The 10,977-nt window shown below is 35.0% G+C and carries 12 protein-coding genes and 1 tRNA gene; 4 read left to right on the forward strand and 9 right to left on the reverse strand.

Annotated features, from left to right (window positions below; genetic code table 11):
- The 5 genes from tamA to A9G48_RS01935 form a co-directional block, all read right to left on the reverse strand.
- On the reverse strand, window positions 1–1,719 hold the full coding sequence (gene tamA / locus A9G48_RS01915; RefSeq protein ID WP_034945173.1) for an autotransporter assembly complex protein TamA: 1,719 nt from the start codon (window positions 1,717–1,719) through the stop codon (window positions 1–3).
- Between the two features lie 18 nt (window positions 1,720–1,737).
- Window positions 1,738–2,277, reverse strand: a complete 540-nt coding sequence (gene hpt, locus A9G48_RS01920) for a hypoxanthine phosphoribosyltransferase (RefSeq protein WP_034945176.1) — start codon at window positions 2,275–2,277, stop codon at window positions 1,738–1,740.
- Between the two features lie 136 nt (window positions 2,278–2,413).
- The gene (gene tadA, locus A9G48_RS01925) at window positions 2,414–2,911 is read right to left on the reverse strand and encodes a tRNA adenosine(34) deaminase TadA (protein ID WP_034945179.1); all 498 of its coding nucleotides are present in this window, start codon (window positions 2,909–2,911) and stop codon (window positions 2,414–2,416) included.
- A gap of 10 nt (window positions 2,912–2,921) precedes the next feature.
- Window positions 2,922–3,743, reverse strand: a complete 822-nt coding sequence (gene dapB / locus A9G48_RS01930; RefSeq protein WP_034945184.1) for a 4-hydroxy-tetrahydrodipicolinate reductase — start codon at window positions 3,741–3,743, stop codon at window positions 2,922–2,924.
- 170 nt (window positions 3,744–3,913) lie between these two features.
- A complete protein-coding gene (locus A9G48_RS01935) occupies window positions 3,914–4,525 on the reverse strand; it encodes an FKBP-type peptidyl-prolyl cis-trans isomerase (protein ID WP_034945187.1) in 612 nt (203 codons plus the stop codon).
- A 206-nt stretch (window positions 4,526–4,731) separates the two neighbouring features.
- On the opposite strand from A9G48_RS01935, the gene bamE reads away from it, so the two are divergent.
- The 4 genes from bamE to A9G48_RS01955 all read left to right on the forward strand — a co-directional run bounded on the left by bamE (window position 4,732) and on the right by A9G48_RS01955 (window position 8,789).
- The gene (gene bamE / locus A9G48_RS01940) at window positions 4,732–5,094 is read left to right on the forward strand and encodes an outer membrane protein assembly factor BamE (protein ID WP_034946092.1); all 363 of its coding nucleotides are present in this window, start codon (window positions 4,732–4,734) and stop codon (window positions 5,092–5,094) included.
- Window positions 5,095–5,479: 385 nt separating this feature from the next.
- Window positions 5,480–6,406 (forward strand): tRNA dihydrouridine(20/20a) synthase DusA, encoded by a 927-nt coding sequence (gene dusA, locus A9G48_RS01945; protein WP_080715894.1) that lies wholly within the window; start codon window positions 5,480–5,482, stop codon window positions 6,404–6,406.
- A gap of 105 nt (window positions 6,407–6,511) precedes the next feature.
- On the forward strand, window positions 6,512–8,527 hold the full coding sequence (gene rep, locus A9G48_RS01950; RefSeq protein ID WP_065575725.1) for a DNA helicase Rep: 2,016 nt from the start codon (window positions 6,512–6,514) through the stop codon (window positions 8,525–8,527).
- Between the two features lie 185 nt (window positions 8,528–8,712).
- Window positions 8,713–8,789, forward strand: a tRNA-Arg gene (locus A9G48_RS01955).
- A 38-nt stretch (window positions 8,790–8,827) separates the two neighbouring features.
- Here A9G48_RS01955 and A9G48_RS01960 read toward each other — a convergent pair.
- The 4 genes from A9G48_RS01960 to A9G48_RS11775 form a co-directional block, all read right to left on the reverse strand.
- Window positions 8,828–9,859, reverse strand: a complete 1,032-nt coding sequence (locus A9G48_RS01960) for a tyrosine-type recombinase/integrase (RefSeq protein WP_034945196.1) — start codon at window positions 9,857–9,859, stop codon at window positions 8,828–8,830.
- Window positions 9,860–10,185: 326 nt separating this feature from the next.
- Window positions 10,186–10,482 (reverse strand): hypothetical protein, encoded by a 297-nt coding sequence (locus A9G48_RS01965; protein ID WP_034945199.1) that lies wholly within the window; start codon window positions 10,480–10,482, stop codon window positions 10,186–10,188.
- On the reverse strand, window positions 10,475–10,798 hold the full coding sequence (locus A9G48_RS01970) for a hypothetical protein (protein WP_034945202.1): 324 nt from the start codon (window positions 10,796–10,798) through the stop codon (window positions 10,475–10,477). Before A9G48_RS01970 ends, A9G48_RS01965 begins: the two co-directional genes overlap by 8 nt.
- Window positions 10,788–10,977 (reverse strand): hypothetical protein (locus tag A9G48_RS11775; RefSeq protein ID WP_218057774.1); only part of this gene is annotated, 190 nt, incomplete at its 5' end. The genes A9G48_RS01970 and A9G48_RS11775, both read right to left, overlap by 11 nt.

Raw genomic sequence — 10,977 nt, forward strand, 5'->3', positions numbered from 1 at the left:
TTATAATTCAGTCCCTAAACCGATATAGATATGAATAGAACCAGTATCTTTTCGATTTAGCGGTGTGGCTAAATCAAATTTTATTGGTCCAACTGGTGAAGCCCAACGAACACCAAGCCCCGTACCTGTATAAAATTTACTTTTATCGACTTTATCAATTGCCTCGCCGGTATCGGCAAAAAAAGCCATCCACCAAGGTCCTGTTAAATTATATTGGTATTCCAGCGAGCCAGTAATCAACTTAGATGCACCTTTTAATTTTCCTTTCTTATCTTCAGGCGAGATAGATTGGTAACTGTAACCACGAATGCTGCGATCGCCACCAGCAAAAAACCTAAATGATGGTGGAACGCGGTTAAAATTGCTTGCTTGTATTATGCCGAAATTACCACGGGCAATAAATCTATGGCTATTTTTAATCGAGCGGATCCAAGCTTGTTGTGCTTCAAAACGAACAAGGTTAATGCTCGAACCTAAAGATTTACTTGCTACCTCAATTGAATAACGTTGAGAGTCACCCCACATTGATAGTAAATTACCATCGCTACGAAGCCTAGCAAAACTGATGGAAGGATAATAAAGAAAAGTATTGAAACTGGAATCAGCTTGTGTAAAATCGTCTCGTAAAACATTAAAACCGAGTGCGCTTTGCCATCCTTCAAAATTGTCCCAATTTCGGACAATACCAAATGTAACAGAGCGTGATTTTGTATCATTATTATCAATCTTTTTAAAGCCAGCTTGGATATTATAATAGTGTTCAAGTGGTGATTTCTTCATCGGAACTTTATAGCTCAAAGTAACAAATTTTTCAGGAGAGGAAAGTGATAAATTACTTTGAAAGCTTTGCCCTCGGCTATTAATCCATGGTTTACTCCAACCTATTTTGCTATGAATACCATTATCGGTTGAAAACCCAAGCCCTAAATCCATACTATTTTTTTTTCTTGGTGTGGTGATAACATCGATTGGAAGTGATTTATCTGCAGTAACATGAGGAAAGTCGGGAACAACAACAATAGAATTAAACCAGTTAGTTGATGCAAGACGTCGATTTAATATTGATAGCTTTTCTGCGGTATATTTATCACCTTCTTGAAAAGGCACAATATTTGCTAGGTAATCATCACGGATTTTTGAGTTATGAAAATTAACTTTACTAAATTTATACCGTTGACCTGTATCAAAATCAATATTCCAAAAAGCTTGATGATAAAAATTTGAAATAGCTAATTGGTGTACAGTCATATTTGCGTCAAAATACCCTTTTTTTAGGGCTAAATTTTGCAAACTTTTTTTGAAATTTTCATATGTTCCATGATTCAAAACATCCCCAATTTTGGGTAAGCCGATTTTAAGTAAATTATTGTAATCTTTGTCTTTTTTTCCTTCACCGATAATGTTGATATTAAGTTGCTCTATTTTGGTTGGCTCGCCAGCAGAAATATTGACTACCAATGTTTTCGTGTCTGAAACATCGTATTGAAAAGTAGGTGAATAATAACCTAAAGCTTGGAGAGCTTTTTTAGCTTCACTTTCAAAATAACGTTTAAAATTCGGTGTGTTATCAATTCTATTCGGTGATATCAATGAAGTACGTGCATCAACATTATCTGCAAGTTTCCCTGATAAACCTTGAATAGATAGCTTCATATCAGCAAAACTTGATGCTGAAGCTATTATTAACAGTAAACACAGTGAACAGGAATATCGTAACACATATACCTCGTGTATTATTTAGGATTCAAGTAATGTGACATGTCCAATATAAGGTAAGTGACGATAATGTTGTGCATAATCAATGCCATAGCCAACAACAAATTCATCAGGGATTGAAAATCCAATATATTTAACATGCACATCGACTTCACGTCGAGATGGCTTATCAAGCAAAGTACAAATTTCAATACTACGCGGATGTCGTAATTTTAAAATAGCCATGATTTTGCTAAGTGTATTACCTGTATCTATAATATCTTCAACGATTAATACGTCTTTACCACAGATATCTTCATCCAAATCTTTAAGGATTTTAACATCACGATTACTTATTACTGTATTACCATAACTTGATGCTGTTATAAAATCAACTTCATGCCCAACGGAAATCGCGCGACTTAAATCTGCCATAAAAATAAAGGAACCACGTAAAAGCCCAACTAAAATTAGTTCATTTTGACTGTTTTTATAATTTTGGCTAATTTCTTGACCAAGTTGTATAACTCGTTTTTGGATATCATCCGTCGATATCATCATTTTTAATATGTGTTTTTTCATTAATAATGCTCAAACTAACTTTTAAAAAATTAAACTAGATTTTAACAATTTTTGCTGATAAAAAGAATAAGTGAAGAAGTTTTTTATCTTATGTTTTAATAATTTGATTAGAATAATCCTGTTTTAGAACAGGCATTCAGTTTAATATATTTTCATTATTGATGCTAAAAGCTAACTTTTTTTGTAAACGCCTTTTTTTAAAAAAGTTACTTAAAAGCACACTACATTCATCAGCAAGTATACCGCCTGTGACATCAGCATAATGATTAATACCTTGATAAGCTAAAATATCAATGAATGAGCCTGCTGCACCTGTTTTAAAATCACTTGCGCCGTACACTATACGTTTGATGCGACCATGAATAATCGCTCCAGCACACATAATACAAGGTTCAAGTGTGACATATAACGTAGTATTAACTAAACGGTAATTGTTAAGATATTTACCAGCCTGCTCAATTGCCATTATCTCAGCGTGAGCGGTTGGGTTATGTGTTGATATCGATTGATTGAACCCTTCACCAATAATTTGATTATTTTCATCGATGATTACCGCTCCAACAGGAATCTCATTTTCTAATTCAGCACGTTTTGCTAACATTAATGCATGGCGCATCCAAAATTCATCTAACATGTCTTTAAAATCATAAGCTCTTTAAATCTAACACATCACGCATATCGTATAAACCGATAGATTGTGAACGAAGCCATAACGCAGCTCGCACGGCACCATTAGCAAATGTCATACGGCTTGATGCTTTATGACTAATTTCAACTCGTTCGCCAATATCGGCAAAAATAGCGGTATGTTCGCCAACAATGTCACCTGCTCGAATCGTTGCAAATCCGATAGCGCCATTAGGACGTTCACCTGTATGACCTTCTCGGCAGTAAACAGCACGGTCTTTTAAATTACAATTAAGTGCATCTGCAATGGCTTCACCCATCGCAAGTGCGGTGCCTGAAGGGGCATCTACCTTATTGCGGTGATGTGCTTCAATAATTTCGATATCGGTATAATCGCCCATGACTTTAGTGGCTTTTTCTAATAATTTTAACACTAGGTTAACCCCCACACTAAAGTTGGCAGCAAACACAATACCAATTTTTTTTGCTGCATCGGCAATGGCTTGTTTACCTGCATCATCAAAGCCGGTTGTGCCAATAATCATCATTTTTTTATTTTCAATACAAAAAGCTAAGTAGGCGAGCGTGCCTTCAGGTCGCGTAAAATCGATTAATACGTCAAATTGATCTTTAGTTTGTTCTAGATTATTGGTAACTTTAATGCCACAAATACCGATCCCAGCAATCTCACCGGCGTCACTACCAATTAGTGATGAGCCAGTTCGTTCAAATGCTGCTCCTAAGGTAACTCCTTCGATTTGCGAAACAGCTTGGATAAGCTGCCGTCCCATTTTGCCACCAGCGCCAGCGATTGCGATACGAACCATATTTGTTGACATATAACTTTCCTTAACTTTTTTATGACTATAGATAAACAAATATTATAGCGGAAAATAAATAACTTATACATGCTTGTTACAGGTAATATTTAATACTTTCTTTCTAAACCGAAAATAACTAAGTCAAAAAAATGGACGCTAATTGCGTCCATTATGATCTTTTAATCACTCTATAGTACTTTTAATAATTCAACATCAAAAATTAATGCACTATATGGTGGAATTGATGCACCAGCACCTTGAGCACCATAGGCTAATTCTTGAGGAATATATAAACGCCATTTTGAACCTTCAGGCATAAGTTGTAACGCTTCCACCCAGCCTTTAATCACTCCATTGACTGGAAATTCAGCAGGTTGTCCACGTTCAACAGAACTATCAAATACGGTACCATCAATTAGTTGCCCCGTATAATGAACTTGTACGCTATCGGTTGCTTTCGGTAATGTGCCATTGCCTTGTTTGATGATTTCGTATTGTAAACCTGATTCAGTCGATTTAATGCCATCTTTTTTGATATTTTCTGCTAGAAAATCTTTACCTGCTTGAGCAATTTTTTCTGCTTGCTTGGCCTTTTCTTTGGTAGCTTGTTCATGCACATGGCGTAATGCTTCATGTAATTCTTGTAATGGCAGAGCCGGTTGATTACCCGATAATACGTCTTCTATCGCTAATTTTAACGCATTAAGTTCTAAATTGTTTAATCCAGATTCTTTTAATTGCTGTCCAATTTGTAAGCCGATAGCATAACTTGCTTTTTGTTCTATTGTTTCTAGTTTCATTTTGTGCCTTTTTTGTTAATGGTAATGTTAATCATAATATAATTAAGGTCGTAGATATATAAATAAATGTCAAGCAGTAATTGTAAATTAAAGCTCATGAATGTTGTTTTATTAAATAATTTTTAAGAATTGATTATTTTGTGTGGCACTTAAAAAAAATATCAGCGATAATACAACTTTACATGATTTTTGAATGGATTAAATTAATGCAATTTCGTAAATTTGCTGTGCTTTCAATTGTAGCTAGTATTTTATTAAATGGTTGTTCAATGGTTGATACTTTTGTTTACAGGCCAGATATCAATCAAGGTAATTATGTAACTCAAGAGTCTATAGATCTGTTAAAAGTTGGTCAAAATAGAGAACAGGTGTTATTTATTATGGGTACACCAATGTTAACTTCTGATTTTGGTGATAAAGTTTGGTATTATGTATTTCGTCAACAGCCACAGTATGGTGAAATTAGCCAAATAACTTATGCAGTTTATTTTAACGAAAGGGGTATTGTAACTGACATAAAAAATCACACACTTGATGGCTCAAAATCATTAGAAGAAATGAATAAATAGGAAATCTCTGATTTATAAAAATGAATTACATTATCACTGAAAAGGTTTTATGTTCTGATTTTTAGCTAACAAAAAATTTAACTGAATAAACTGAAAAACCTCACTATATTACGAGGTTTTTCATATTTTATAGTCAAAAATAAATAAATTATAAAGGAATATTTTCAAATTAATTTGTGAATATCCAAACAGATTCATTATAGGTAATAATCCAAAATATAAGATTTTAACGATAGAAAAATATATTATTAATATCCATATTAACTTCTAATATTTCTACTTATTGTATAATAAAAAAGCGGTAGCTAGAATAACTTAATTAAATTAATTCTTGAGGTATTTTTTTCTTGTGAAATCAACATTAAATCGTTTTTCAATAGCCCCAATGCTTGATTGGACTGATAAGCATTGCCGCTATTTCCATCGTATCTTAACCAAACAAACTTTACTTTATACCGAAATGGTGACGACTGGCGCTATATTATATGGCAAAGGCGATTATTTAGCGTTCAATTTCGAAGAGCAACCAATCAGCTTACAGCTAGGAGGTAGCGATCCTAACGGGCTTGCTCAGTGTGCAAAATTGGCACAGGAGCGTGGTTATAATGAAATCAACCTAAATATTGGTTGTCCGTCAGATCGAGTACAAAACGGCATGTTTGGTGCATGTTTAATGAGTAAAGCAGATTTAGTTGCAAAGTGTATTGAACAAATGCAAAACCAAGTTGAAATTCCAGTTACAGTCAAAACACGAATTGGTATTGACGATTTGGACAGCTATGAGTTTTTGTGTGGTTTTATCGATAAAGTAAAACCCTATACCCAAACCTTTATTGTTCATGCTCGTAAAGCGTGGTTATCTGGCTTAAGTCCTAAAGAAAATCGTGAGGTACCGCTACTTAATTATGAACGAGTATACCAGCTCAAGCGCGATTACCCTGAATTAACTATTGCTATAAACGGTGGAATTAAAACCATTGATGAAATAAAGCGTCATCTACAATATGTTGACGGCGTAATGGTTGGTCGCGAAGCTTATCAAAATCCACTTTTACTCACCCAAATAGATTCACGAATTTTTGGTTTAAATACGCCAATCATTGACCCTATATCTGCAATTCATGCTCTTTATCCTTATATCGAACAACAGTTAACGCAAGGTGCACAATTAAACCATATTATGCGCCATACTTTAGGCATGTTTAATGGATGCAAAGGTGCAAGGCAATGGCGGCGTTCTATTAGCGAAAATGCTCATAAAAAAGGAGCAGGGATTGAAGTGGTTGAACAGGCTTTAACGTTCATCCAATAATAACTTATAAAATAGTAATTATTTTCACTTAATAGTCGTGATAATTGCAGGTGGTTAGTTTGTCGTTATATACTAGTCTACAATTTTCTTAATGGTTTTTATCCAGTGCGTTTAAACTCAAGTCAACAAAAAGCCGTAGAGTATGTATCAGGACCTTGCCTTGTCTTAGCTGGTGCAGGTTCAGGAAAAACTCGCGTTATTATTAACAAAATTACTTACTTAATTCGGGTAAAAGAATACTTACCTAGGCATATTTTCGCGGTAACTTTTACCAACAAAGCTGCGCGCGAAATGAAAGAACGTATTGCTCACTCATTAAGCAAACAAGAGACAAGAGGGCTAAAAATATCAACCTTTCATACATTAGGGCTGGATATTGTTCGAAAAGAATATAAACACCTTGGTATTAAATCTAATTTTTCATTATTTGATGATCACGACCAAACGGCATTACTAAAAGAATTAACACAACAATGGTTAGATGGCGATAAAGACCTTATTAACCAACTGCGTGCAACCATATCTAATTGGAAAAACGATATAGTTGATGCAACTATTGCTATGGCAAGGGCACAAACCAACAAGGAAAAGCTCTTTGCACACTGCTATCAACTTTATGAAAAACAGTTAAAAGCTTGCAGCATATTAGATTTTGATGATCTTATATTATTGCCAACACTCTTGCTAAAAAATAATGAAGAAGTCCGCGAAAAATGGCAAAATCGCGTACGTTATTTGTTGGTTGACGAATACCAAGACACCAACACCAGCCAATATGAATTCATTAAATTATTAGTTGGAAACCGTTCTAAATTCACCGTAGTAGGGGACGACGATCAGTCCATTTACTCGTGGCGAGGGGCACGCCCACAAAATTTAGTTCACTTAAAACAAGACTTCCCGAAATTAGAAGTGATCAAACTTGAACAAAATTATCGATCATCGGGTCGGATTTTAAAAGTGGCGAATATTTTAATCGAAAATAACCCTCACATCTTTGAGAAAAAACTTTTTTCCGAATTGGGTTATGGTGAAACAATAAGAGTAATATCAGCTGATAACGAAGAGCATGAAGCCGAAAAAGTGGTGAATGATCTAATTGGTCACCATTTTGCGAATAACAGCCAATATGGTCAATACGCAATATTATATCGTGGCAATCATCAAGCTCGATTAATTGAAAAAATGTTAATGCAATACCGCATTCCTTATCGAATTTCTGGCGGTACCTCATTTTTTTCGCGGATTGAAATTAAGGATCTCATGGCTTACTTACGCTTATTAACCAATCCTGATGATGATAATGCTTTTATCCGTATTATCAACACTCCAAAACGCGAAATAGGGCCTGCAACAATTCAAAAATTAGGTCAATGGGCAAATCATCGAAGTGTTAGTTTATATCAAGCTAGTCATGACATGGGGTTAACTGAATTCCTTTCAGGAAAACGTATGGAAACTTTGCACACGTTTATCCATTGGTTTGATACACTAATCCAAAAATCCCACAGTGAACCAATGGAAGCTATTCATCAACTTCTGCATGGCATACACTATGAAAGTTGGATTTATGAAACATCCCCATCTCCAACGGCAGGGCAAATGCGTATGCGTAATGTTGAACAAATGGTCAGTTGGTTAAATGACATGTTACAAGGTGATGATATTGATGAGGCTATGAACTTAGAACAAGCAGTAGCGAGATTTACCTTACGTGATATGTTAGAGCGCAACGAAACCGAAGAAGAATTTGATCAAGTACAACTTATGACTTTACACGCATCAAAAGGGTTAGAATTTCCTTATGTATACCTAGTTGGCATGTCTGAAGGGCTATTACCACACCAAAACAGTATTGATGAAGACAATATTGAAGAAGAAAGACGTCTAGCTTACGTAGGCATCACCCGCGCACAGCGTGAGCTAACATTTTCATTTAGTCGTCAACGCAAGCAATTTGGCGAAACTATACATGTTGAACCAAGTCGATTTTTGTTAGAACTTCCACAAGAAGACTTAGAATGGCAAAATCAAAGAAACGAATTATCCCCTGAAAAGAAAATGCAACAAGGACAAAGCCGACTAGCCATGCTAAAAGCGCAAATTGCTAATGCCAAATAAGTTACAATATTTCAAATAATAGTAGTAATAGCATTTTTATTATAAAAAACTAACTAAAATACGAAAAAATAAGGTATATTGATGATATTTTGTTAATACAAACTGATAAATTATCAAAAATCATTGACGGATCAAAATAGCTTTATATAATACTCGGCGTATAGTCAACAAATCATATCTATCATGTCTCCTTAGCTCAGCTGGATAGAGCAACGGCCTTCTAAGCCGTAGGTCACAGGTTCGAATCCTGTAGGGGACGCCATTAAAACCCAAGGTAATCAATTAGTTACAGTTGTAGATTCAATGCTTGATATTATTTTTATTTTGATTTTGTGACCAAAATGTGACTGCATTTGAAAAATGGCTTAAATGTTCAGCGTTTAAATGCGCATATTTTTTTACCATTTCCAACGTTTCCCAACCACCCAATTCTTGCAGTGTAAAAAGAGGTGTTCCGCTTTGAACGTGCCAGCTTGCCCATGTGTGGCGCAGATCGTGAAAATGGAAATCTTCAATATTACAAATTTCAGTCGCACGATTAAATGCGCGCCGATCAATATCTTTTAATGGATTATTATTTGTGCTCACAAAAACATACTTGCTATTGATGAGTCGTCTGTTCTTTAATAACTCAACTGCCTCATCATTTAATAACAGCGATCTTGCTTTGCCATTTTTTGCAATATCGTTGCTTACTATAGCTATTTTGTTTTGAAAATCTATCTTATCCCAAGTTAATGATAAAATCTCAGTTCGTCTTGCTCCAGTTAATAACGCAAATAAACAAACATCACGCAACCATCCTAGAGATATGTTTCTTAACAATTCTTGAGCTTGTTGCTTTGTTACCCATCTAACCCTAACTTTTGGTTCTTTCTGTTTTCCGACGTACGGAACGGAGGCAATCCAATTGTTCTTTTGAGCTAGACTCAACGCCCTAAGTATTGTTTTGCGATATTTATTTATTGTAGCTGGTGCTAATGGTTTTTTATTTTTCGCGTTATGTGTTGGCAGATTATTATCTATCATTTCACCGGTAATCGATGACAAATTTTTACCACCAAAAATAGCGCGCCAATATTTTGCATGACGAACTTTAGTTGCATAGTCTTTCTGACCTTTTCCGTCATTAAGTAGTAACAATAGAGCCTCATCAAATGTACGTTCTAAGCGCTTATCAAGTCGGCTTATCGCCCAGAGTTCATGTTTTACTTTGTCATGATATTCTTGAGCGAGCTTTTTATCACTTACCCCAGTAGAGCGTCTAATTCGCTCGCCGCTTGGCGTGCGGATGTCGATATAATAGACGCCATTTCTCTTTGATAATGACATTTTTTAATCTCCTTTTTGTCATTAACAAGAGCTAGCCGAATAACATTATTATTTCTTTTCTTGCTCTCGTCTATGTAATTTTGTAAATCTGATTCAGATATGCGCCAAAAGCCCCCGATTTTGTACATGTGATATTTTGCAGGATTTGCTCGTACCGTATGTTCAGATAGCTTTAATGTTTTTGCCACATATCGCATATCATGCAGAGGTGTCATTCATTACTCCTATAATTTCTTCTCATCTTTCTACGCACACGTAAGCAGTTTTTTGCATAACTTAAAAGACTGTATGCATTGACATCACCAGTAACAATTTTAGAGTTGTCATCAATATACTTTAAAGCTTCTTGTATCCCCATGAACCTTGATTTCGTTGATGTGTTTTTGTGATTCCAACTCTTTAATACGTTCATTAAGTTGTTCAATTTGCCAATCTCGCCAGCCCAGTTCAGCTGCAATATCTGATTTACTATCCAACTTCTCACGTGTCATAGCTAATACATGCTTATCGTAATGACTTAAAACTGGGTGCCCAAGAGTTAACATCTCAATAAATCGATTTTCTGGAGAATACAGTTTATCGACGTTTGGCTGTAAAATTCCGTTATTTATTCCTCTAGCCATTTTTTTGCTCCAATTCTACCCATTCTGCTATTTCAACCATTTTTGTTATTTGTTTAACTTCGACGGGTATTTGAGATTCAAACAAGTCATCTTGACACTCTGTTAACCCCCGCACCCAATTAACTCTAAACGTACGACATCCAAGCTTAATAATTTCCTGTTTATATACTGTCCAGTCACCGCTTCGAACATCTATAGAATCAACAGCGTAACAGTCACGTATTAAACGCTTAACCTCGCATTCTGTTAACCATTCATTATTATCAATTTTTCTTAAAATTTCTTTTTCAAAATCATTAATCGTTTTATTTGTCATGCTCGTTCTCCAGTTGTTTTAAATTCTCAACAATTTGTTGCTGTATTTTTTCAATTTGCATCTTTAATCTAAAATTCACTGCTTGCGTAGCGTTGTTCAAACTCGAATGTAATAAATAGCTCTTTTTATTAATTCTCGTATTGTCACAATAAACACTATTTTCAGTTATTTTTGCAATT

The organism is Gilliamella sp. wkB18, from assembly GCF_001690875.1.
GTDB classification, from domain to species: Bacteria; Pseudomonadota; Gammaproteobacteria; order Enterobacterales; family Orbaceae; genus Gilliamella; species Gilliamella apicola_A.

Excerpts from the sequence above, each read along its gene's own strand:
- hpt (WP_034945176.1), bottom strand. The coding sequence starts at position 2,277 with ATGAAAAAACACATATTAAAAATGATGATATCGACGGATGATATCCAA.
- tadA (WP_034945179.1), bottom strand. The coding sequence starts at position 2,911 with ATGTTAGATGAATTTTGGATGCGCCATGCATTAATGTTAGCAAAACGT.
- dapB (WP_034945184.1), bottom strand. The coding sequence starts at position 3,743 with ATGTCAACAAATATGGTTCGTATCGCAATCGCTGGCGCTGGTGGCAAA.
- A9G48_RS01935 (WP_034945187.1), bottom strand. The coding sequence starts at position 4,525 with ATGAAACTAGAAACAATAGAACAAAAAGCAAGTTATGCTATCGGCTTA.
- bamE (WP_034946092.1), top strand. The coding sequence starts at position 4,732 with ATGCAATTTCGTAAATTTGCTGTGCTTTCAATTGTAGCTAGTATTTTA.
- dusA (WP_080715894.1), top strand. The coding sequence starts at position 5,480 with ATGCTTGATTGGACTGATAAGCATTGCCGCTATTTCCATCGTATCTTA.
- A9G48_RS01960 (WP_034945196.1), bottom strand. The coding sequence starts at position 9,859 with ATGTCATTATCAAAGAGAAATGGCGTCTATTATATCGACATCCGCACG.
- A9G48_RS01965 (WP_034945199.1), bottom strand. The coding sequence starts at position 10,482 with ATGGCTAGAGGAATAAATAACGGAATTTTACAGCCAAACGTCGATAAA.
- A9G48_RS01970 (WP_034945202.1), bottom strand. The coding sequence starts at position 10,798 with ATGACAAATAAAACGATTAATGATTTTGAAAAAGAAATTTTAAGAAAA.